Raw genomic sequence first — 21,317 nt, forward strand, 5'->3', positions numbered from 1 at the left:
ATGTTTCTGGGCGTCATATTTTGGGGGTCATGCGGCGGCCGGGTTGGGACGGCCGGGGCGGGTGCGGCGGAGGATGTGGGGGGTTCATGTTCAATGCAACAGGGGCGCGCCGGTCCTAGCGAGGGCTCTGCGTATCCGGGTTCTGGCAGTACCTCCCTAGGGTGCGGTGCTCCGGGGTAGCGTGGATGAGTGGACAACAGGTTGGCAGTGCGCGAATTTCTCGCCTCAAGACGCGCCAAAATCACCCCCGAAATGGCCGGGCTGACGCTCTTTGGCGGACGCCGCCGGGTCCCCGGCCTGCGCCGTGAAGAGGTTGCGATGCTCGCCGGCGTCAGCGTGGACTACTACACCAAGCTTGAGCGCGGGAACCTGGCCGGGACCTCCGAAAGTGTCCTCGATGCCATCGCGCGGGCGCTGAGCCTCGACGAGGCCGAACGGGACCACCTCTACAACCTTGCCCGCGCATCCGGCCCGTCCGGCAAAGCCCAGCGGCGCCCCCTCCAAAGCGGGGCAGTCCGCCCGACGCTCCAGTTCATGCTCGACTCCATCACGGGTTCGCCGGCCTTCATCGGCAACCACCACATGGACATCGTGGCCGCCAACCAGCTTGGTTTTGCCCTGTACTCGGAGATGTACCGCGGCGCGGCACGGCCCGCCAACCACTCCCGGTTCATTTTCCTGGATCCCAAAGCCCGGGACTTCTACCCCAACTGGGACCTGGCGGCCAATACCAACGTCGCCATCCTCCGGACGCAGAGCGGGCGCAACCCCTTTGACAAGCGCCTGGCCGATCTCGTCGGAGAGCTGTCCATGCGCAGCGAAGAATTCCGGACGCGTTGGGCCGCCCACAATGTCCGGCGCCACTACGCCGGGACCAAGATTTTCCGGCACCCCGTCGTAGGCGAGCTCGAACTCGCCTACGAAGCCATGGAGCTCGCCGAGGACCCCGGCTTCACCCTCACCGTCTACCCGGCCGTGCCCGGATCCCCATCCGATGAACGCCTCCGCATGCTCGCCAGCTGGGCCGCCACTGAACGAATCCAAGACCTCGCGGACGCACCCCAGCCACAAAGGGTCCATCGCCCCTGAACCGGGGCCATTGGTAGCTTGCAGATAGGTCCGGATACTCATTCGCCATTGCTGATGCAGCAACTGACCAGGCAGTCGGTCAGATCGGTCTCTGATTGAAAAACATGAGCCACGGGCGGGTGAGTATCGGCTACTGGATCGCTTCAAGCCACAGGCAAAAAGGCGCCGCTCGCAGCGCGCTGAGCGCACTGTCATTATGGGCTTTTACCCAGCCCGGCATTCACCGGCTGGAGCTTTATGTCGAGCAGTTGAACGAAGGCTCATGGCGAACGGCACAGCGAAGTGGTTTCATGCGCGAAGGGCTGCTGCGACGTTGGCTAGAAGTCGACGGACGGCGAAAGGACATGTATGTGTACTCCCGCGTTCCTGCGGCCGACACGGGCAACCTGGCGCAGGATTGAACGGCCGTTTGCGGTTTAGCTCTCGAACGAGGCTCGGGGAAACCGACGGGCCGGGAGATCACTGTGAGCGAATAGCTCCCGGAAATCGACGGCGACAACTACTGAACGCTCAACCGGACCCGAACCGCCGAGTGGTGGCATGATGGGCGCATGAGCCGCGTCACGTGCGATCTGACTATCTCCCTCGACGGATTCGCCGCCGGTCCGAACCAAAGCCTGACGGAACCCCTGGGCGAGGGCGGGGAGCTCCTGCACAGGTGGCAGTTCGAAGAACCCGAAGCCAACGCCGCCGAGCTCGAAGGCATCCTCGCGGCCGGCGCCTACATCATGGGACGGAACATGTTCGCGGGGCCCGGGACGTGGGATGAGGACTGGCGGGGATGGTGGGGTGAGGAACCGCCCTATCACGCACCCGTGTTCGTTCTCACCCACCATCCACGCGGGCCCTTGGAGATGCAGGGCGGCACCACCTTCAACTTCGTGACTGACGGGATCGAATCAGCGCTGGCCCAGGCGCGTGGGGCCGCCGGCAGCAAGGACGTGGCCATTGCCGGCGGAGCACAGACTGTCCGGCAATACCTTTCGGCGGGGCTGATTGACGAGCTGCGGCTCCACATCGCGCCCATCGTCCTGGGAGCCGGCGAGCGGCTGTTGGACGGCGTCGCGGACCTCAAGCTTGAGCCCACGGAAGTGAGCGGCACCGGCCTAGTCACCCACGTGCGCTATCGGGTAATCCGCTGAAATCTGACGCCCGATGGCCGGCGGCAGATGAGCTCCTGGCCGATACAGATTCTGGGAACTATGAAGTCCCGCCGGATTGAAGCCGGAATGACGGGGGTTTAGTCGGCGAGGATGTGATAAAGCGCGCGGCGGGTCTCATCGATCTTTTCCATCGCGGCATTGCGTTGTTCCTCGGTTGCCGCGAAGCGGAATTGGTGGATAACTCCCATGAGCTTTGCCACGCTCTGGTGAAACGCGGGACCGGTTCCCTGCGGATCGGTGTTCCACGCGTTGTCCAGTTCTTCGGCGTGGTCAGCCACATACGCCCTCCCCGCATCCGTGAGCGTGAACTCCGTGCGCCGGCCTTCTCCTACGGGTGCGATGAGATCTTCATCGACGAGTTGCTGGAGTGTCGGGTAAACCGAGCCCGGGCTGGGGCGCCACGCTCCGGAGGTTTTCTCCGCAATGGTTTTGATCAGTCCGTACCCGTTGGAGGGTGATTCGGCCAGAAGGGACAGAATTGCCGCACGGACATCGCCCCTGCTGGCCCGCCGCGAGCCACCAGGACCAAAGCCCGGTCCAAACCCAGGCCCAAAACCGGGCCCGAATCCGCGGCCTGGCCCGAAGCCGCCGTGGCCGTGCGGCCCACGATGGCTCCGACTCCGCCCGAAGCGTCCGAACAGCGGTCCGCCATCTGTCAATTTGTTGTCGTGAATGCCTTTCATAGCGGCATCGTCCTTCACTCTCAGTGAGTCGCCTCGTGATCGCCGATCGTTCGGCGATAGTTAACGATATATCGCTGAGTATCGCCGGTCAAGAGCGGAAGAGTAGGACAACTGACGCGCCGGCCAGGCATTTGCCAGATCTCACATGCTTGGCTCTGACTCCGGCCGGACAATGACGAGCATGCTGCAGCCCCCGCCGCTTCGGTAGGGTCCGTGGGGCATGCCAGGTGGACGGCATGCGTACATACCGGGCGTAAAAGTCTTCCCGAGGGTCACATCGGTGAGTTCCCCCGAGAGGATGATGACCTCCTCCCAGTAGTCGTGGACGATCACTCCGCTGGCTATGGTGTCAGCACCGGGCTCATAGCGTTGGAGTAAGGTCGAATCTCCGCTAAGAGGGTCCGTGGCGAGGATCTGCTCCCAAATTCCGCGTTCAGCATCGCCGTTCGTCTTCTGCCAGTCAGCGGGGGGTTCGTGGAACTCCAGCTCTGGTTTGCGCATTGCATCTCCTTCAGCCTCCACCGCCGGGCCGGCAATGTATACACAGAGTATGCGAGGTCTGCAGATGCGCGCACTCTTCTGCCCGATGACGCGCCTACGAGCGGGCTCTCCGGGCTGCGCCAGTTGGCGTCCGCGGTGCCCTACGGCCGTGCTTGGTGCCCGTCGAAGTGGGTAGTGGGCTTGACGCCGGAGATCTTGACGATCATCTCTTCCGTGATGTCACGGAGCTTCTGGTTCCGGTGGCTTGAGACTTTGACCAAAATCTCCATGGCTTCGGCCTGCGTGCAGCCGTTTTGCGCCATGATGATGCCGCAGGCGAGGTCTATCGCGGTGCGGCTGCGCATCGCAGCCTGCAGGTCCTGGGCTGCGTCTTGCGCCGTTCCGACTTTCACGGCTAGCCGTACGGCGCCGCCGGCGATGTCGGCGAACCCTGCGGCTTCCCGGACGATCGCTTCGGTGAAGACACCGGGTGACTTCGCAAAGAAGTTCAGCGCCGCGGCCGAGTCCTCATTCAGTTCCAGCGGCACACCAAGGACGCCCAAGCAGTCTTCCGCGATCAACTGTTCCTGATAGGCGGGCCACCGCGGATCTGTGCGGACATCGTTCAGGAGGACAGGGGCCTTGATCCGAAGTGCCTCGATGCAGGGGCCTTGGCCTATGCGCTGCTCGATCTTGTCCAGAAGGATTGCCCGGGCGCTGCTTCCTCCTACCGTCGTCGTCCCTCTTTGACGCTTGAGCGTGACGCCGCACTCCACCGGCGTCCCCAGACTGCGGCCGATGGTGGCCGCGGCCACGATCGAGAGGCCGCTGAGGAAATCGGCGACCGTTTCCGTACCGATAATCAGGTCCTGAAGCTCAATCATGAGTTCGTGTTCCGGCGAGTTGGGCATGCCCAAAAGTTAAGCCCTATCACGGCCCTCCCACAACTGCTCCGAGTAACGGGGCGGCGCCACGGCCGGTACTGCCCGGGTGAGCCCCTTAGGCGCCGTCGTTCGAGTAGTGGAGCAAAACCACGCCGTTGCCGAACGTCCGCGTCTCCTCGAGCCTGAGGTCCATTCGGACATCAGGGGCCTCGAACAGCGGCCGGCCCTGCCCCAGGACCACGGGATGGACGAGAATGCGAAATTCGTCGATCAGGCCGTGCCGCATGAAAGTGGAGGCCAAATTGGCGCCGCTAAGGGCGATGTCGCCGCCGGGCCGCGCCTTCAGTTCCGCAATTTGTTCGGGCACGACGTCGTGAATCACCGTGGTATTCCAGCCCGCCTGCGTGAGGGTCCGCGAAAAAACGAACTTGGGCATGTCGCGCCAGATCCCGGCGAACTCGAGCATGGGCGCCGAGCTGCCCGGAACCTGGTCGGCCGTGGGCCAGTAATCTGCCATCAGCTCATGGGTGACGCGCCCGAACATGAAGGCTCCCATCGTCCGGAACCGCTCGTTCAAGTGGCGGAGGAGTTCGTCATCCACCAGGTGCCAGCTGATGTCCCGGTCGGCCGTCTCGAAGAATCCGTCCAAGGAAACCGACATCATGAGGATGATCTTGCGCATCAAGCACCTCCGGTGGCGGCGAAAGGCGGCGTGGCCGCCGTCGTACGTTTCAGTGAAGCACTCCCGAACAACGCGCAACAGAACGGAACTATCGGTACCTTACGGAGTAGCTTTTGACGCTGTCAGCGTCTGCGGGTGAGGGCGGCGTAGGAGGTGCGGAGGTGGCCTTCCATCAAGGCGCGGGCACGGTTGTCGTCGCGCTGGGTGATAGCGTCGACGATGAGCCGGTGGTCCTGGAGGCTCCGGTTTAGTTCGTCGGGGGCGTAGTACTGGAACGATCCGGACATCAGCGGTGCAAGGGCGAGGTCCTTGGCGATATTAAACAGCCTCGGGAGGCTGCTGATTCGAAGATGAGCAGGTGGAGTTCGTGGTTGAGTTCGGCGATCTCGGCCCGGTATCCGTCGTGTTGGTTGCGGGCGATTTCCTCCATGCGGTCACACGACGGCACGCTGCCATGATGCGGACGACTTCAGAAACTGACAGGTGAAGTCCCCAACGGTGGCCGAAGAAGCTCCGTCGGACCGCCCCGGTGACCCTTGGTCGGCTTCGCTCTAGGTCCGGGTGCGTCCGCCAGATTGCGAGCCTGACTGGCCGACGCCCCAAATCGTGCGACAGAGCGTGCGGCTATGGCCGCTCGGGCAGGAATTTAGGGCGCTTCGGGGCTCGGTTTCGCAGGGCTGAAGAGCGGCGTTGACTGGAGTATGAAGCGTGGCATGCGCTCACCCCGCTACGCCACGCACTGGGATGAACTGCCCGTCGTCCGCCCTGAGCCGAGGGTGCCTGATTCGATATGGGAGACGCCGTCAGTCCACGAACTCTGATTGGGTCTCGATGAAATCCCATTCGGCTTCGGTCAGAACAGCCAGGGGGGTGTCCGGATGCGGCCCGCCTGCTTCGGCGATACCCTGCATCACGAACAGCGGGAGCTCCGCGGTCCGAAGGTTTTCCCGCAGCCACTCCTTGCTTTTCAGGTCCAGATCCAGCCACCACATGTATATCTGCATGCCTGCCGCCTCTCTACGTCTCAACGCTAGGCCCGCCGTCCGCCGGATTCAAGGGAAATCGGCACCTGTCCAGCACCATTTGGGCCGCCGGCGGCCACGCACGAAACCGCCGGCAGAATGCCCGGCCCCGGGCGAACTCTGGTTATTCATCAGGCGCCGGGCACACAATGAAGTATGTCTCCAGAGCGCTTCAGCGGCCCCCCTCCCCTGCTCGTCGGAGTAGTGCCCGGCCAGCATCCCGAGGTCCTCCAGACAGCCGCCGCCCTGGCCCAGAAGCTCTCCGTCCCGCTGCTTTGCGCCTACGTGGACGAGGCAAGCTACCTCGTGGAGTGGGACCCGGCACGTTCCGCCCACCGCCTCTCGCTCCATCCGGACAAGGACGACGACGACATCCGGTCCCTGACGAATGACCTTAAGTCCACGATCGGCTCCGCCGTACGGAACACGTCCCCCGAATGGATGCTCCGGACACTCGCTGGCGATCCGGCCCGCGCCCTCGGACGGCTCGCGGCCGAGGTCAACGCACCCATGATCATCGTTGGTACCCCCGAGCGGGGCTTCGGCCATCGCCTGACAGAGGTCCTCAACGGCTCGGTCGCAGCCTGGCTCACGCACCACCAGAGCCGTCCCGTGCTGGTGGTGCCGTTCAGGATGGCCGCCCACGAGGACCGGCCCGGGTGACGCGGCAGCGATGAAAACCCGCGGAAATCCGGCCCGGGAAAGTAAAGTGAAAGTAGTTATTCGAGGTGGTGGCAAACATCGTTACCGGCAAGTAAGCTGGTGAGCGCCGGCCAATCAAAAGCCTGCCCCAAAGACTGCTCCGGAGTGCGTATCCCCCAATAACGCACTCCGGAGCTTTTTAATGCCCTCCTGCCACCCGCGAGGCCCGGAGGGCGTTGACAGATACCCCCTAGGGGTATACGTTGACGACATGAGTATTCCCGAAGACCAGGCCCCGGGGGCAGCGATCGGAGAGTCGCCGCCCCAGCACGGCTACACCGCGGACAAAGACGCCTACCTGCGAAGGCTCCGGCGGATCGAGGGCCAGGTCCGGGGTATCGCCCGGATGGTGGAGGAAGACAAGTACTGCATCGACATCCTGACGCAGGTCTCAGCCGTCACCAAGGCATTACACGCCGTGAGCCTGGGCCTCGTGGAGGAACACATCGGCCATTGCGTCGTCGGGGCGGCCTCCGAACCGGACCCCGCCCTGCGCGCCGAGGCGATCGACATCAAAGTGAAGGAGGCAGCAGACGCAATCGGGCGGCTGCTGCGCTAACGGCAAACCCACCACCCACTCCGCTGACCCACCCCGTCAGCGCTGAACCAGGAGCCAGCCATGAGCACCATTTCCACCACCGTCCACGTCTCCGGAATGACCTGCGGGCACTGCGTGTCGGCCGTCAGTGAAGAGCTCGAATCGCTGGCCGGCGTAGAGGAGATCGCGGTCGATCTCAATGCCGGCGGGGTCTCCACGGTCACCATCACGTCCACCCAGGAGCTCTCGCCGTCCGAGATCGGCGAGGCAGTGGCCGAAGCAGGCTACCTTGTGGTGGCCAACGAAGCGTGAGCCGGCATGACAGGGCAGGAACAACGATGAGCACCGAGCATCTTCCAGGGCGCGCCGCCGGGCGGGCGGTCGAACTCGACATCGAGGGCATGACCTGCGCGTCCTGCGTGAACCGGGTGGAAAAGAAGCTCGGCAAGCTCGACGGCGTCCAGGCCACGGTCAACCTCCCCCTGGAATCAGCCCACGTGATGGTCCCGGCCGGAATCACCGACCAACAGATCACCGACCAGGTAGCAGCAGCAGGCTACAAAGCGCGGATCAGACCCGCCCTGCACCCCGCCGCACCGGACATGCCACCAGGCGACGCCGAAGGCCACGAAGACCACATGCAGCACGGCGGCACGGCAGCGGTGCTGAGGCCGCGCCTGATTGTCGCGGCCGTCCTGACGGTCCCGGTGTTCCTCATCTCGATGTTCGCGGCGTTCCAGTTCCCCAACTGGGGCTGGGCGGCCGGAGCCCTGGCCCTGCCGGTCGTCAGCTGGGCCGCGTGGCCCTTCCACCGGGCGGCGGCCATCCATGCCCGCCACCTCACCTCCACGATGGACACGCTGGTGTCCCTGGGCGTGATTGCCGCGTACGTCTTTTCGGCCTGGCAGCTGTTTGCCGATCCGGGCCTGACCGAGCATCCCGGCATGGAGCAGATGGACGGCGCGGGCGCCGGCGGCCTGTACTTCGAGGTCGCCGCGGTCGTCACCACTTTCCTGCTGCTTGGCCGGTTCCTCGAGGCGAACGCCAAGGCCAAGGCCGGGGACGCCCTGAAGGCGCTGCTGAACCTCGGCGCCAAGGACGCTACCGTGCTGGTCAACGGCGCCGAGGTCAAGGTCCCCGCCGATCAGCTTGCCGTGGGCGACGTCGTCGTCGTGCGCCCGGGTGAGAAGATCGCCACCGACGGCGTCGTGATCAGCGGTTCCTCCGCCGTCGACGCCTCGCTCGTGACGGGCGAATCCGTGCCCGTTGAGGTGGGTCCCGGCAGCCCGATCACGGGCGCCACCATCAACACCGCCGGCCGGCTCCTGGTCCGCGCCACCCGGGTCGGCGCGGAGACAACGCTGGCCCAGATGGGCCGGCTCGTGGCCGAGGCACAGACCGGAAAGGCGCCGATCGCGCGGCTGGCGGACCGGATCAGCGCCGTCTTCGTCCCGATCGTCCTGGCGATTGCCGTCTTGACTTTTGCCGCCTGGCTGCTGGCTGCCGGCCCGGACATCAGCGGACCCGAGCTCCGGTCGGCGTTCACGGCAGCGGTGGCCGTGCTGGTGATTGCCTGCCCGTGCGCCCTCGGCCTGGCCACTCCGGTGGGACTCCTGACCGGAACCGGGCGCGGCGCCCAGCTGGGCATCCTCATCAGGGGCCCGCAGGTCCTCGAGGACACCCGCACTGTGGACACCATCCTGCTGGACAAGACCGGCACGGTCACCAGCGGGCAACTTTCCGTCGATTCCACCGTTGCTTTCCCACCGTTCAGCGAGGCGGACGTCCTGCGGCTGGCCGGCGCGGTCGAGGCAGCGTCCGAGCACCCGATCGCCCACGCGATCGCCGCTGCCGCCGGGGCCGCGGTGCCCGTCACCGGCCGCACGGACGACGACGGCGGCCTTCCCGCCGTCGTCGGCTTCCGTTCCGCTCCGGGCGGGGGCGTCGTGGGAACCGTGGAGGGGCGGCTGGTGGCTGCCGGCCGGACCGGGTGGCTGCAGGACGGTGGCGTCAGCCCCCTGCCCGGGCAGCTCGAGGCACTGCGTTCCGCGGAGGACTCGGGCGCCACGGCCATCTGGGTTGCCGTGGACGGCGAGGCTGCGGGCATCGTCGCCCTGCGGGACACCCTCAAGCCGGGATCGGCGGCGGCAGTGGCCCGGCTGAAATCCCTGGGGCTGCGGCCCATGCTACTGACCGGCGACAACGCCGCAGTGGCCGCCCAGGTGGCGGCCGCCGTCGGAATTCCCGCCGGGGACGTGTTCGCGGGCGTGCTTCCCGAAGGCAAGGTGGACGCCGTCCGCCGGCTGCAGACAGCCGGCGCAACGGTGGCCATGGCCGGCGACGGCGTGAACGACGCCGCCGCCCTGGCGCAGGCGGATCTGGGGATCGCAATGGGCTCCGGAACGGACGTCGCCATCGAGGCGGCGGACCTGACGGTCATGGGCAACGACCTCGGGCACGTGGCAACGGCGATCGAACTGTCACGCCGCACGCTGGCCACCATCAAGACCAACCTGTTCTGGGCGTTCTTCTACAACGCGGTGGGGATCCCGGTGGCCGCGCTGGGCCTGCTCAATCCGATGATCGCCGGCGTGGCCATGGCCGCAAGCTCCGTACTGGTGGTGGCCAATTCGCTCCGGCTGCGCCGCTTCGGCACAGCAACGACGCAGCCGCCCAGCTAGGCGCCGGCGCGGCAGGCAGCCGTATCAGGCCGCACCGAAGCGCACGGCCGCCCTGGCCCTGGCCTTCGCCGCTTCCTCTGCGCGGTCCTTCGCCGGCGCGTGCGTCACGAGGGCCTCGAGCAGGTGCTGCGTTGCGTGCGCCACCTCATGCACGGCGCGTTCAAACGCCTCCTCGTTGGCCTTGGAGGGCTTGGTGCTGCCGCTGATCTTGCGCACGTACTGCAGGGCCGCGGCGTAGACCTCCTCGGAGGTGGCGTGCGGTTCGTAGTTGTGGAGGGTTCGGATGTTCCGGCACATACCCCCATGCTAGGCTCTGGACCGCCTGGGATCGACCCTCCGGCCACGCTTCGCGAGGGCGCCGAAACCATGGGGAGGGCTACATGGGGAGCGGTGCCCATCGACACTGTTTCGTGCCGGAGGATAGCTTGTAGGTAATGGATCTTCCGGACGAGCCGGAGGCCGCTGGGGATGCCGACTGGATCGGGTCCGTTGACTAAAGGAGAGATCGAATGGCTATTTGGGGTGCAGACATTACCCAGCTCAAGGCACTGGGCACCAAGCTTCAGTCGGGTTCGTCTGAAATCGAAAAGCAGAAGTCCGCGCTGACCAAGGCGCTGGAGAGCACCGACTGGAAGGGCCCGGACGCGGACAAGTTCCGCAGGGAGTGGCACAGCACGCACGCCGCGCAGCTTGCCAAGATCGCCCAGGCGCTCGAGGAGGCCGGCCGGCAGGCCTCCCGCAACGCACAGCAGCAGGAGGAAACTTCCCGCTAGGGCAGGCAATCACAGGGGGGCCGGACGCACGCGTCCGGCCCTCCTGGCGTTTAACCCCTTGCCCCGCTTGGAGGCTTCCGCTTACGGAACGGGTTCGACGGCGTTTGCGTGGTTGAGCGGCGAGGGAGTGCCGGGGCCGGTCCGCGGCTCGAGTCCCTTGAGTTCGTCCAGCCGGACCAGCACGACCCCGCCCACGATCAGCATCCCGCCGAGGAGCTGGATGGCGCCCGGCAGTTCGCCCAGCAGCAGCCACGCCCAGAGCACGGCAAACAGCACCTCGGTCAGCGACACGAAGGACGCCACTTTCGATCCCAGGGCTCGCGCGGCCATGATTCCGGAGACGTAGGCCAGCACGGTGGCCAGCACCACCAGCCCGCCGAGGGAAACCCACCACGGCATGGCCCAGGGCCCCAGTTTCGTGTCAGCCGTACTGAAGGCCATGGGCAGCAGGCCCGTGGCGGCGGCCAGCCACATGATCGCGGCGCCCACCATAAGCCCTCCGGAGGCCAGGACGATGGGCGGAAGGGTGTCGTTTTCCTTGGCCGTGATGAAGAAATAGATGGCGAGGCAGACTGCGGCGGCAATGCCCCAGAGCACCCCGACGAAATCGATCTTGACGGCGCCCGTCAGGTCGAGCACCAGGACCAGCCCGCCCAGCGACAGGAGCGTTCCGGCGATGGTCAGCGGGCGCGGCCGCTTCCGGCTCGCCGCCCACATCCACAGCACGATCAGCACCGGGGCGAGGTACTCCAGGAGCAGTGCCACACCGACCGACAGCCGGGCCACCGCGTTGAAGTAGAACAGCTGGCAGGCCGCCACGCCGATCAGGCCGAACAGCACGATGGTCACCCAGTTATCCCGCAGCTGGTGCCACCGTCCGCGCAGCGCGGGGATCGCAGGGATGGCCAGGATGAGCGCGGCGCCCGTCAGCCGGGCGGTGACGGCGGCACCCGGGGTCCAGCCGGTTTCCAGGAGAGCCTTGGCGAAGGACCCGGAGAGGCCGAAGACGGCTGAGGAAAACAGGGCAATGCCCAGGCCCGAGGCCAGGAACCCCGACGCCGCGGGGCGGGCCGGACCAGCCGCCGAAACAGGTGCCGACGACGGGGACGGCGCCGTGGCGGATGTCGCGGTAGCAGCCCATGCTGCGGGCGACGCCGGCTGCGGCATTTTGGCGCGATTGCTGGATGCAGGCACGGCTGCCTCCTGTCAGGAGTAAAGTGGGGTGTTGGTAATGACATTACGCCGCGGCACTGTAAGGAGTCAAGATGGTTTTTGCCCCTGACACGGAGGTGGCGCTGCGGACCGTGGTGCGCCTCATCAACAGCGCAGCCAACGGCGAGGAAAAGCTGGCCACTGTGGCGGACCTGGACGAGTTCCTCCGGGCGGAGGGATTCACCGGATCCCGCACACGGGACGCCTCGGAGCTAGCCAGCGTGCACGCGCTGCGGTCAGACCTTGCTGCCCTGTGGACCGCGGACGAGGATACGGCCGTGGCCGGCGTGAACCGGCTGCTGCGCGAAGCCCATGCCCTTCCCCAGCTCCTGAAGCACGACCAGTGGGACTGGCACCTCCATGCCACCACCCGCGAAGCGCCGCTGGCGGACAGAATGGGAACGGAGGCAGCCATGGCCCTGGTGGACGTGATCCGCAGCAAGGAAATGGACCGGATGCTGGTGTGTGCGGCCGATGACTGCAACGCGGTGGTGCTGGACCTCAGCCGGAACCGGTCCAAGAGGTATTGCGACACGGGAAACTGCGCCAACCGCGCCCATGTGGCGGCCTATCGGGCGCGCCGCGCGGCTGGCTAGGGGCAACAGCCCCGAGGTTTCGCTGCTAGGAGGCGCCGCCGTCGGGACTTGAGTCGTCCGAGGGACGCGGCGCAACGGGACCCGGCTTCTGGCCGTGTCCGCCAAGGCCGTGCGACGGCTTCTTGGCCGAGCTGAGGTTAACGCCGGAGCCCTTCCCGAGGTGCTCGGCGTTGTCCTTGTAGCTCATGGACAGCATGGCCGCGATGACCAGGGTGACAATGAAGGCAATGCCCGCGCCCGTGAAGGCGAGGTCGAAGCGGGGAGCGCGCGAGCTGCCGCCGGAGGCGAAGATCAGCACTGCGACAAATGCCACCACAGCCCAAAACGCGGAGAACATCAGGGGTCCCTTAACCGAGGTCCGCAGGTTCCGCGGTTCTCCTGGTTTCTGGTGTGCCACAGTGCTTCCTCCAATGCGGGCGGCATGGATGCGGCCCGCCCGTTGTGATGTGATTGGCCTACTGCCATTGTTCTACAGGGAGTAGAACCCTTACGTTCTAGTTTACGGCCTTGCGGCGGGCGTCCGCGCATCATGCCTGAGCGAAAGACCTGCCAGGATCCAGAGCACGCCGGAGATGATGGCTCCGCCGCCGGCAACGCCCAGCAGCGCGTGCGGGCCTAGGGGTGTGAAGAACGGCAGGGCAGCGGCCGTTCCGAGGCCAACGACACCCGAGGCGAGCCAGTCCCGCGCCAGGACATGACGTCCCCTGAACCTGATGCCTGCATAAAGTTCGGCAGCGGCCACGGCGGCGAGGCCCAAAGCGGCGATAACGGCGAACAGCAGGCTGCCCTGCAGGATCAGGACGCTGACACCTGCGCCAGTGAGGACCGACGCCGCTGCGGACATGGGCCGGCCGGGAGCCGCGTCGCGACGGAAGCCGGTCAGCGGGATGCCCCAGAGCAGGACGGCGCCGGTTGCCAGGAGGTATGCCCCTCCCGCCCAGCTCATCCCCGCTTCGGAGGGAGCCGCCCAGAACACGGTCACGGCGCCGAACGCCAGTGCGGCGGCGGCGCGCAGCAGCACGGGCTTCCACAGTTCCGCCTGGTGGGCGGGCGCGGAGGCTTCAACGGGGTTCACGGGGGAAGTCACCGGTCCAGTTTAGTTCGCCCGCCCGTTTCGTCGAAGCCGGCACCGGCAGCCGGTCCTTCAGACCGGCCCCAGCCCGGGCCGGCCTGTCCCCGGCGGCCGCGAGGACCCGCATCAGGAGCCGAGCACCATCCAGCGGTCCGTGCGTGCCCTGAGCCCCAGCGTCATGGCCCGGGCCAGCATGTAGCCCAGCGAGAACGCCACCCAGACCCAGACCAGCGCCGCGGCGCCGCCCGGTCCCCAGAGCGGAACCGCCAGGAGCATCGGCAGGTAAACGGCGAGATTCACGACGCCGGCAATCGCCAAATATCTGGCATCACCGGCCCCGATCAACACGCCGTCCAGGACGAACACGTACCCCGCAATGGGCTGCCCTGCCGCCAGCACCAGCAGGGCAGACGCGAGAAGTGACTGGACACCGGCGTCGGAAGTGAACAACGCGCCGGCGAACGGGGCTGCCGCGGCGAGCAGCACGCCCGTCACCACGCCAAAGCCGGTGCCCCAGCGGATCATGGTCCGGGTCAGCAGCCGGGCCTTCTCCGGGTTGGAGGCCCCCAACTCCCTCCCGATGAGCGCCTGCGCGGCGATGGCAAGGGCGTCCAGCGCAAACGCAAGGAAGGTAAAGACGGTCATGGCCAGCTGGTGCGCAGCGAGGTTCACGGCACCCTGGGCCGTGACCACCAGGACGGTGGCCAGGATGGCAACCCGGAGGCTCAGGGTCCGGAGCATCAGCCACGAACCCACCTTCGTCATGGCGCGGATCCCGCGCCAGTCAGGCAGGAGCGAAACGCCGTGGCTGCGCGCATTTCGCTGCACTATCAGGAGATAGACGGCCGCCATGGCCCACTGCGCGATGCTGGTTCCGACCGCGGAGCCCGTGACGGACCAGCCCAGGCCGTAGACCAGCATGAGGTTCAGTGCGATATTCAGGGCGAACCCGGCCGTGGCCACCACCAGCGGTGTCCTGGTGTCCTGGAGTCCCCGGAGCACCCCCGTGCCGGCGAAGATCAGCAGCATGGCCACCAGCCCGGGCATGGACCAGCGCAGATAGTCCACCGCGAAGGAACGGACCTCGCCGGCGGCGCCCATCAGTCCCACCAGCGGTTCCGCGGCGACGAAGCCCGCCGCCGCGAGGACGGTCCCGAGCACGAGGGCCAGCCACACGCCGTCGCGTCCGGCGGCCAGGGCCTTGGCGAACTGTCCGTCGCCGATCGCGCGCGCCACGGCGGGGGTGGTGGAGTAGGCCAGGAACACCATCAGGCCGACAGCCGTATGCAGCAGGGCCGAGGCGAGCCCGACACCGGCCAGCTGGGCAACCCCCAGGTGGCCTACGATCGCGGAATCGGCGAGCAGGAACAGCGGCTCCGCGATCAGGGCACCGAACGCGGGGACCGCAAGGCGCAGGATTTCGCGGGCGTGGCTCTTCGATTTCACGGCCGGAACCGCGGTGGAAGGTGAGTGGGGCACCGTTTCAGCCTAGCGGCCGGTGACGGGCGGGCCGCCCTGCGGCCGGCCCGATGACCCGACCCGGTAATATTCCTGCAGTGCAACACACAGAATCGCTGCCACAGCCCGTGACCGTGTCCATTGCCCGCACTGTCCTCCCGGGCCGCACGCGCCAGGCCAGCGCCTGGGCACACGCCGGCCAGGAACTGGCCCGCGAATGGCCCGGCTACCTCGGCTCCGGGTGGGTCCGGTCGGCAGCGGATTCCGACGAATGGCACATGCTGTACCGCTTCGCGGACGCTGACCTCCTCAACGACTGGGAGCAGTCCGAGGAGCGCCGCTGGTGGATCGACAGTGCCGCCGGCCTGGTCGAGATCACCCGGGTGGAGCGCCGCACCGGGATCGAAGGCTGGTTCGCCCAGCCCGGCGATGTCCACCTCGCCGTTCCGGAGACCGTGGTGCCCCCGCGGTGGAAACAGATGGTCAGCATCTTCCTGCCGTTCTTTCCCCTCAGCCTGCTGGCCAACTTCCTGCTGCACCCTGTGACGCAGGACTGGCCGCTGGTGCTCCAGGTGCTTCTGGTCACCTGCATCCTCACCCCGCTCATGACGTACATTTTCCTCCCGGCGGCCACCAGGTTGCTCGGTCCATGGCTCCGGAAAAGGCGATCATAGGGACCCGTACCGTGCGAACCGTCACAATTAGTTGACACTTCAACCAACTGTGCGGGACAGTGGAATGGAAGCAACAGGCGATCCGATCGCCCGCTCCCAAGACCGAACGCAACCAATACGAACGGCGAAATTTCCATGAACCAGCCCACCCTGACCACCACAGCACTGACCGTCCTGCGCGTCATCGTCGGATTCCTCTTCGCAGCGCACGGCTGGCAGAAGTTCAGCGAGTTCACCATCGCCGGCACCCAGGCGTCCTTCGCGAAGATGGGCGTTCCTGCAGCCGAGGCCGCGGCCCCGGTCATCGCCACCCTCGAACTGGCCGGCGGCATCGCCCTGATTCTCGGCGTGCTCGCCCGGGTCTTCGCCGCCCTGCTGGCACTGGACATGCTCGGCGCCTTCTTCCTGGTGCACGCTCCGGCTGGCGTCTTCGCTGCCAACGGCGGGTACGAGCTGGTCCTGCTGCTGGCCGCCGCCGCCCTCGCCATCGCCCTCACCGGAGCCGGCCGCCTCTCGGTGGACCGCGCCCTCTTCGGCCGCACCGGCTCGAAGCTGAGCGTCCTCGCCTAGGGCGTCGCCTCACGGAAGGCCCGACGGCGGCCGCGCACCCACGTGCGCGGCCGCCGTTTTTCGTCGGTTTCGCTTGCGGACGGTTCCGCCTGCGATCCGCTAGGGATCGGCGCCGCTGCTAGCCGGTTACACCAGTCAGCTCATCCGGGACGTGCTCCAGTTCGGCCGACCTGACCACCTTTCCGCTCTTCAGGTCCACGGCGTGGATCTTCTTGGCCGCGGGATCTGAGACGTAGGCCGTGGCGCCCTGCACGAACAGCGTGGGCCGGGGATTCTGCCACACCTCCGGCTCCTGCCAGGCCTGAACAACCGGGATGCTATTCGTCACTGCACCGGTCAGCGGATTGATCACATGAAGGGCACCGTCGGTCCCCAGGACCAAAGCTTCCCCCGCAGGTCCGCGACCCAGGGAGCGGAAGGAATAGCTCGTGCCGAGGTCAACCAGCTTCAGCTTCCCGGAGTCGGTGTTCACCAAGGAAATCCTGGTGGGACGCTCCAGGACGGCGTCTTTGTCCGCCTTGTAGTCCGCGAGTACCACCGGTGACTTCGGCGATCCCGCCTGGTTGCCCATCCGGCCGTACGGGTCGGGGCTGGAGATCTTCGAGAATTTCCCCTCCTTGTAGACCAGCATGCCGTCCTCGCATCCGAACGCAACGGCATCCTCCCCCGCGACGGCCTCGCCGTGCACTCCCGGGCAGTCATCGCTGCGGAGGATCTCGGCACGGGCCCGCCCTTCCGGAGCCACGCCCAGCAGGGCGACACCACTGCGGGCCTCCTCATCGCCCACGGTCACCAGCAATTTACCGTCGGCCAGCTCCACCGCCACGCCGTGGTGGGCAGCGGGGGCGGTGTAGGTGGACGTCGCCGGCAGCCCGGATTCCAGCGCCGCGCCAAGTCGATCGGCCGTGAAGACCTCCACCTGGCCTGATCCGTCACTGAAAAGGACAGTCTTACCGGAATGCCGGACCACATGGCCCGGCATGCTCGCCTCGAACGCACGGCTTGTCAGCTGAGGATCGGCTGCGTAGGAGTGGCCGTGGTCGCCGTGGCGCTCGGTCCACACGCCCGAATCGAAGACGCGGAATGCGTCACCGGCTGCCACGAGGATGTGGCGTCCGTCCCCCGCAGGGCTGAGGCGGTTATACCCGTCCAGTTCCGTCCCGCCGACCGTCTTCAGGGTGGCCGCGTCCAGCACCCCGATGCCGCCCGCATGCGTGAATACGAGCCGCGGTTCGGGCGCCCGCACCTCCCGGGGGCCCGCGTTCTGATGGGCCGCCTCCCGGTCCGACGCCGCACCGGACGGGGTTCCGGCAGTCCGGCCCGCCTCCTGGCCGCAGCCAGCGAGCAGGACGGCGATGCCGAGCGTCCCGGCGAGGAGGCTAAGTCGGACGGGAGCAGGGAGCGGGTGGATGAGTAAAAGATTCATGACACTAATGATAATCATTATCTTTAGTGTTCCGTGTCAGCACTCCACATGTGGCAGTCCGGGAGGCGATTATGTCCGCCCAAAAGCCGGGAACCTGGCCGCATCGGTAAGCTCGGAGCATGAGCGAGACTGCCGCGAATTCAGTGACCCTCCGCTTCCTAGCGGCCCCCACCGACGTCGGCCATAGCGGCTCCGTGGACGCCGGAACAGTCCTGGAATGGGTGGACAAGGCCGCCTACGCCGCCGCCGTGGGCTGGGCCAAGTCGTACTGCGTCACGGCCTACGTGGGGAACATCCACTTCGCGGACCCCGTCAACAGCGGAGACATGGTGGAGGTCGCCGCCACCATCGTTTACACCGGCCGGTCCTCGATGCACATCCGCACCGTCGTCTCCTCCAGCGACCCGAAGGGCGGGCCCGCCACCATGCGCAGCCAGTGCATGGTGATCTTCGTGGCCGTGGGCGAGGACGGCAAGCCCATTCCCGTCAAGCAATTCGAACCCGCCACCGCGCAGGAACTTGAGGAGCGGGACCACGCCCTGGCCCGCATCGGTATCCGCGAACAGATCGTGGAGGCCATGAGCGCCCAGGAATATACCGACGCCGGCACCGCCGAGCGCGTGGTGCTGCGGTTCATGGCGGCGCCAACGGACGTTAATTGGGGCGGGAAGGTCCACGGCGGGATCGTCATGAAGTGGATCGACGAGGCGGCCTATGTCTGCGCGTCACGCTACTGCGGCAAGGACACCGTGGCGGTGTTCTCCGGCGGCGTCCGCTTCTACCGCCCGCTCCTGATCGGCCATGTGGTGGAGGTCGAGGCCAGGCTGGTCTACACCGGCACCAAAGGTATGCACGTAGCAGTACATGTCCGCTCGGGCGACCCCAAGGGCGGTGAACTGAACCTGACCACCTACTGCCTCACGGTCATGGTTGCCCGCGACGCCGAGGGCACCTCCGTACCGATTCCCCAATGGGTGCCCGTTTCGGACGAGGACAAGCGCCTCCACGCGCATGCCCGCCACCTGCTGGAAATCCGTGCCGCCGCGCCGGGAAACAGGCTGCCGAACCACTTGCTGCAGCAGGACGCATAGGCCCGGCTAGAACCCGCCGCCCCCGGCGTCCGCCGCCATGTTGGCAAAGCGCGAGTAGTGGCCCTGGAAAGCAACCACGATGTCCTTCGTGGGCCCGTTACGGTGCTTGGCGATGAGGATGTCCGCCTCACCGGCCCGGGGGGACTCTTTGTCGTAGACGTCCTCGCGGTGCAGCAGGATCACCATGTCGGCGTCCTGCTCGATGGACCCCGACTCACGGAGGTCTGACACCATGGGCCGCTTGTCCTGGCGCTGCTCGGACCCACGGTTCAGCTGTGACAGCGCGATGACCGGGACCTGCAGCTCCTTTGCGAGCAGCTTCAGTGCACGCGAGAACTCCGAGACCTCCTGCTGGCGGGACTCCACCTTCTTGCCGGAGCTCATGAGCTGCAGGTAGTCGAGGATGACGAGTTTGAGGTCATGCTGCTGCTTGAGGCGCCGGCACTTGGCCCTGATCTCCATGAGGGACATGTTGGGGCTGTCGTCAATGAACAGCGGCGCATCGTTCATGCGGCCCATGGTGGTCGCGATTTTGGACCACTGCTCGTCCTTGATGGTGCCCTTGCGGAGGTCCTGCAGCCCGATGGTGGCCTCGGCGGACAGGAGGCGCATGGCAATCTCGTTCCGGCCCATTTCGAGGGAGAACATCACCGTGGCCAGGTTGTTCTTGATGGCAGCCGAGCGGGCAAAGTCCAGCGCGAAGGTGGACTTACCGACAGCAGGGCGGGCCGCGATGACGATCATCTGACCCGGATGCAGTCCGTGGGTGAGCTCGTCCAGCTCGTAGAAACCGGTGGGGACGCCCACCATGCCTTCGCCGCGGTGGCCGGAAGCCTCGATCTCGTCCACCGTGGACTCCATGACGTCCTTCAGGACGACGTAGTCCTCGGCGGTCCGGCGCTCGGCGACGGCGTAGACCTCAGCCTGCGCCTGGTTGACGAGGTCTTCGACTTCGCCGTCCTGGCCGTAGCCCAGCTGGACGATCTTGGTACCGGCGTTGACCAGTCGCCGGAGAACGGCCCGTTCGGCCACGATCTCGGCGTAGTACCCGGCGTTGGCGGCGGTGGGAACGGTCTGGATCAGCTCGTGGAGGTAGGCCGGGCCGCCAATCCTGTTGATCTCACCGCGCTTGGTCAGCTCGTCCGATACCGTGACGGCGTCGGCCGGTTCGCCGCGGCCGTAGAGATCGATGACGGCTTCGTAGATGGTTTCATGGGCAGGGCGGTAGAAGTCCTGGCCGCGGAGGATCTCCACCACGTCCGCGATGGCGTCCTTGGAGAGCATCATGCCGCCCAGGACGGACTGTTCAGCCGGAATATCCTGCGGAGGTTTGCGGCTGCCCTCGGAGCTGCGGGTGCCCTCGATTGAGTCCAGGTGCGTAACTGACAAAGCTGCCGTCCTCCATTGTGTCCGCAGGTCCCGGTGGGGAATCTGCGGCGGGTGTGCCGTATGCCGGGTGGGTGGGCCGTCCAGCGGGACTTGCTGCGCGGCTAGTCCAACTACACCAGCCGGCCCTGACATTTTCCGGCTGACGCCGTGCCCCCGCAGCGACGCCTCATCAACAGGTTTTCCACAGGCAGCACGGAGCATCCGGAGCCTCGGAAATCGTCAGCTTCAGTGTGCCGGGCCGGAAGGGAACCGCGTCCTGATGGGGTGTCTCCGCTACGTTAGCGCCCGCCGGGCAACGCACAAAGCCCACAGTTCTGCACCTCTGTGGATAACCTGTGCACAACGCTCCCCTGCTTGTGCACAGCCTGTGGGTGAAGCTGTGGAAATCAAATTTCTTTCGCGTCTACATAGGCCCTGACCTGCGGAAACACTGCTTCTGCCCTGTGGACTGGATAATTTATTTACGAACCTTCATCCACAGCCTGAAGCCGGTTACTGGGGATACCGGCCGGTAATTTGGGCTTCCGGATGCGCATTTGCGAGGTTCTTGCGGGCAAACTCACAGCCTGGCCGCCGGAGGGCCGTACGGCGACGGGAGCCTCCGCTGTATTCGCGCTCCGGCACATGCTGTGGATACCACGCATCTGGCCTAAGCTCTAACTATGGGCGACGTTCTGATAGTCATATTGCCTGTCCTTATCCTCATGGCTGTCCTCTGGGCCCTGTCCACGGCACTGAAGCCGCGGGATACGGGCATGTCGGAAGCGGAACGCTACCAGATGGATCTGGCCAGGCGCTCACAGGCCCACTACGCCGCCCAGGTCCAGGCCGCGACGGCTGCCCGTGCCCGCGTTGATGCGGCGACGCGGCCCAGCCAGAACGAACAACAGCACACCCAGCAGCAGGACCACGCCCGGGCGGCGCTCCTGGGCCGGCCCGGGTTGGCCGCAGGCCAGGGGCAGCACGCTGTCCAGGGCGCTGTCCTGCCCGGCGGCCAGCTCGATCCGCAGCTGGCCCTCCAGTTGCAGTCCATGGCGCGCAACGGGCAGAAAATCCAGGCAATCAAGCTTCTGCGCCAGGCAACCCACTCCGACCTTTTGACCGCCAAGCAATATGTAGATCGGCTTTAGAA

27 protein-coding genes and 1 pseudogene are annotated in these 21,317 nt (G+C 66.3%); 14 read left to right on the forward strand and 14 right to left on the reverse strand.

Features of this window, described 5'->3' with window-relative positions:
• Positions 1–189 precede the first annotated feature (189 nt).
• From ABFP37_RS07705 to ABFP37_RS07715, 3 genes are all read left to right on the forward strand, one after another.
• A complete protein-coding gene (locus ABFP37_RS07705; RefSeq protein WP_078028375.1) occupies positions 190–1,089 on the forward strand; it encodes a helix-turn-helix transcriptional regulator in 900 nt (299 codons plus the stop codon).
• A 104-nt stretch (positions 1,090–1,193) separates the two neighbouring features.
• Positions 1,194–1,490: a GNAT family protein gene (locus tag ABFP37_RS07710; RefSeq protein ID WP_078028376.1), complete on the forward strand. Its 297-nt coding sequence runs from the start codon at positions 1,194–1,196 to the stop codon at positions 1,488–1,490.
• Positions 1,491–1,640: 150 nt separating this feature from the next.
• Positions 1,641–2,231 carry a dihydrofolate reductase family protein gene (locus ABFP37_RS07715; protein ID WP_347033172.1) on the forward strand — a complete coding sequence of 197 codons (591 nt, stop codon included), beginning with the start codon at positions 1,641–1,643 and terminating at the stop codon, positions 2,229–2,231.
• Positions 2,232–2,329: 98 nt separating this feature from the next.
• Here ABFP37_RS07715 and ABFP37_RS07720 read toward each other — a convergent pair whose 3' ends face one another.
• The 7 genes from ABFP37_RS07720 to ABFP37_RS07750 form a co-directional block, all read right to left on the reverse strand.
• Complete coding sequence (locus tag ABFP37_RS07720) at positions 2,330–2,953, reverse strand: PadR family transcriptional regulator (protein ID WP_347033173.1); 624 nt, start codon at positions 2,951–2,953, stop codon at positions 2,330–2,332.
• Between the two features lie 123 nt (positions 2,954–3,076).
• Complete coding sequence (locus ABFP37_RS07725; protein ID WP_347033174.1) at positions 3,077–3,436, reverse strand: cupin; 360 nt, start codon at positions 3,434–3,436, stop codon at positions 3,077–3,079.
• 140 nt (positions 3,437–3,576) lie between these two features.
• Complete coding sequence (locus ABFP37_RS07730) at positions 3,577–4,326, reverse strand: GAF and ANTAR domain-containing protein (RefSeq protein WP_078028465.1); 750 nt, start codon at positions 4,324–4,326, stop codon at positions 3,577–3,579.
• Positions 4,327–4,414: 88 nt separating this feature from the next.
• The gene (locus ABFP37_RS07735) at positions 4,415–4,981 is read right to left on the reverse strand and encodes a dihydrofolate reductase family protein (protein ID WP_078028380.1); all 567 of its coding nucleotides are present in this window, start codon (positions 4,979–4,981) and stop codon (positions 4,415–4,417) included.
• Between the two features lie 122 nt (positions 4,982–5,103).
• A complete protein-coding gene (locus ABFP37_RS07740; protein ID WP_260680958.1) occupies positions 5,104–5,268 on the reverse strand; it encodes an FCD domain-containing protein in 165 nt (54 codons plus the stop codon).
• On the reverse strand, positions 5,268–5,429 hold the full coding sequence (locus ABFP37_RS07745) for a hypothetical protein (RefSeq protein ID WP_260680957.1): 162 nt from the start codon (positions 5,427–5,429) through the stop codon (positions 5,268–5,270). Before ABFP37_RS07745 ends, ABFP37_RS07740 begins: the two co-directional genes overlap by 1 nt.
• A 355-nt stretch (positions 5,430–5,784) precedes the next feature.
• Positions 5,785–5,985, reverse strand: coding sequence for a hypothetical protein (locus ABFP37_RS07750; RefSeq protein WP_078028382.1), 201 nt, complete (start codon positions 5,983–5,985; stop codon positions 5,785–5,787).
• A 174-nt stretch (positions 5,986–6,159) separates the two neighbouring features.
• On the opposite strand from ABFP37_RS07750, the gene ABFP37_RS07755 reads away from it, so the two are divergent.
• From ABFP37_RS07755 to ABFP37_RS07770, 4 genes are all read left to right on the forward strand, one after another.
• Positions 6,160–6,666 (forward strand): universal stress protein, encoded by a 507-nt coding sequence (locus ABFP37_RS07755; protein ID WP_347033175.1) that lies wholly within the window; start codon positions 6,160–6,162, stop codon positions 6,664–6,666.
• 250 nt (positions 6,667–6,916) lie between these two features.
• On the forward strand, positions 6,917–7,264 hold the full coding sequence (locus tag ABFP37_RS07760; RefSeq protein ID WP_078028466.1) for a metal-sensitive transcriptional regulator: 348 nt from the start codon (positions 6,917–6,919) through the stop codon (positions 7,262–7,264).
• A gap of 60 nt (positions 7,265–7,324) precedes the next feature.
• Positions 7,325–7,555, forward strand: coding sequence for a heavy-metal-associated domain-containing protein (locus tag ABFP37_RS07765; RefSeq protein ID WP_078028384.1), 231 nt, complete (start codon positions 7,325–7,327; stop codon positions 7,553–7,555).
• 26 nt (positions 7,556–7,581) lie between these two features.
• A complete protein-coding gene (locus tag ABFP37_RS07770; protein ID WP_347033176.1) occupies positions 7,582–9,924 on the forward strand; it encodes a heavy metal translocating P-type ATPase in 2,343 nt (780 codons plus the stop codon).
• A gap of 24 nt (positions 9,925–9,948) precedes the next feature.
• Here ABFP37_RS07770 and ABFP37_RS07775 read toward each other — a convergent pair whose 3' ends face one another.
• Entirely contained in the window at positions 9,949–10,221 is a 273-nt protein-coding gene (locus ABFP37_RS07775; protein WP_078028386.1) for a DUF2277 domain-containing protein, read from the reverse strand.
• 212 nt (positions 10,222–10,433) lie between these two features.
• Between ABFP37_RS07775 and ABFP37_RS07780 the strand changes: the two genes are divergently transcribed.
• The gene (locus ABFP37_RS07780; protein WP_078028387.1) at positions 10,434–10,697 is read left to right on the forward strand and encodes a hypothetical protein; all 264 of its coding nucleotides are present in this window, start codon (positions 10,434–10,436) and stop codon (positions 10,695–10,697) included.
• A gap of 81 nt (positions 10,698–10,778) precedes the next feature.
• Here ABFP37_RS07780 and ABFP37_RS07785 read toward each other — a convergent pair whose 3' ends face one another.
• A complete protein-coding gene (locus ABFP37_RS07785) occupies positions 10,779–11,891 on the reverse strand; it encodes an EamA family transporter (RefSeq protein ID WP_347033177.1) in 1,113 nt (370 codons plus the stop codon).
• 71 nt (positions 11,892–11,962) lie between these two features.
• Between ABFP37_RS07785 and ABFP37_RS07790 the strand changes: the two genes are divergently transcribed.
• Complete coding sequence (locus tag ABFP37_RS07790; RefSeq protein WP_347033178.1) at positions 11,963–12,505, forward strand: CGNR zinc finger domain-containing protein; 543 nt, start codon at positions 11,963–11,965, stop codon at positions 12,503–12,505.
• A 25-nt stretch (positions 12,506–12,530) separates the two neighbouring features.
• Here the strand turns inward: ABFP37_RS07790 and ABFP37_RS07795 are convergent, their stop codons facing one another.
• From ABFP37_RS07795 to ABFP37_RS07805, 3 genes are all read right to left on the reverse strand, one after another.
• Entirely contained in the window at positions 12,531–12,842 is a 312-nt protein-coding gene (locus ABFP37_RS07795) for a hypothetical protein (RefSeq protein WP_347033179.1), read from the reverse strand.
• A gap of 162 nt (positions 12,843–13,004) precedes the next feature.
• Entirely contained in the window at positions 13,005–13,592 is a 588-nt protein-coding gene (locus ABFP37_RS07800) for a hypothetical protein (RefSeq protein WP_347033180.1), read from the reverse strand.
• Positions 13,593–13,703: 111 nt separating this feature from the next.
• A complete protein-coding gene (locus tag ABFP37_RS07805; RefSeq protein WP_347033181.1) occupies positions 13,704–15,056 on the reverse strand; it encodes an MATE family efflux transporter in 1,353 nt (450 codons plus the stop codon).
• A gap of 77 nt (positions 15,057–15,133) precedes the next feature.
• On the opposite strand from ABFP37_RS07805, the gene ABFP37_RS07810 reads away from it, so the two are divergent.
• On the forward strand, positions 15,134–15,709 hold the full coding sequence (locus ABFP37_RS07810; protein WP_347033182.1) for an antibiotic biosynthesis monooxygenase: 576 nt from the start codon (positions 15,134–15,136) through the stop codon (positions 15,707–15,709).
• A 135-nt stretch (positions 15,710–15,844) separates the two neighbouring features.
• Entirely contained in the window at positions 15,845–16,279 is a 435-nt protein-coding gene (locus tag ABFP37_RS07815) for a DoxX family protein (RefSeq protein ID WP_078028394.1), read from the forward strand.
• Between the two features lie 118 nt (positions 16,280–16,397).
• On the opposite strand, the gene aztD is transcribed toward ABFP37_RS07815, so the two are convergent.
• Positions 16,398–17,705, reverse strand: a complete 1,308-nt coding sequence (aztD, locus tag ABFP37_RS07820; RefSeq protein ID WP_347033183.1) for a zinc metallochaperone AztD — start codon at positions 17,703–17,705, stop codon at positions 16,398–16,400.
• Between the two features lie 119 nt (positions 17,706–17,824).
• On the opposite strand from aztD, the pseudogene ABFP37_RS07825 reads away from it, so the two are divergent.
• A pseudogene (locus tag ABFP37_RS07825) lies at positions 17,825–18,100 on the forward strand (acyl-CoA thioesterase); the annotation flags it as partial.
• Between the two features lie 183 nt (positions 18,101–18,283).
• Complete coding sequence (locus ABFP37_RS07830) at positions 18,284–18,796, forward strand: acyl-CoA thioesterase (protein ID WP_347033226.1); 513 nt, start codon at positions 18,284–18,286, stop codon at positions 18,794–18,796.
• A 6-nt stretch (positions 18,797–18,802) separates the two neighbouring features.
• Here ABFP37_RS07830 and dnaB read toward each other — a convergent pair whose 3' ends face one another.
• Positions 18,803–20,185 (reverse strand): replicative DNA helicase, encoded by a 1,383-nt coding sequence (gene dnaB / locus ABFP37_RS07835; RefSeq protein WP_078028396.1) that lies wholly within the window; start codon positions 20,183–20,185, stop codon positions 18,803–18,805.
• Between the two features lie 662 nt (positions 20,186–20,847).
• Here dnaB and ABFP37_RS07840 point away from each other — a divergent pair.
• On the forward strand, positions 20,848–21,315 hold the full coding sequence (locus tag ABFP37_RS07840) for a hypothetical protein (protein WP_078028397.1): 468 nt from the start codon (positions 20,848–20,850) through the stop codon (positions 21,313–21,315).
• Positions 21,316–21,317: the final 2 nt, after the last annotated feature.

The organism is Burkholderia sp. RS01 (assembly GCF_039748055.1).
Classification (GTDB): Bacteria; Actinomycetota; Actinomycetes; order Actinomycetales; family Micrococcaceae; genus Arthrobacter.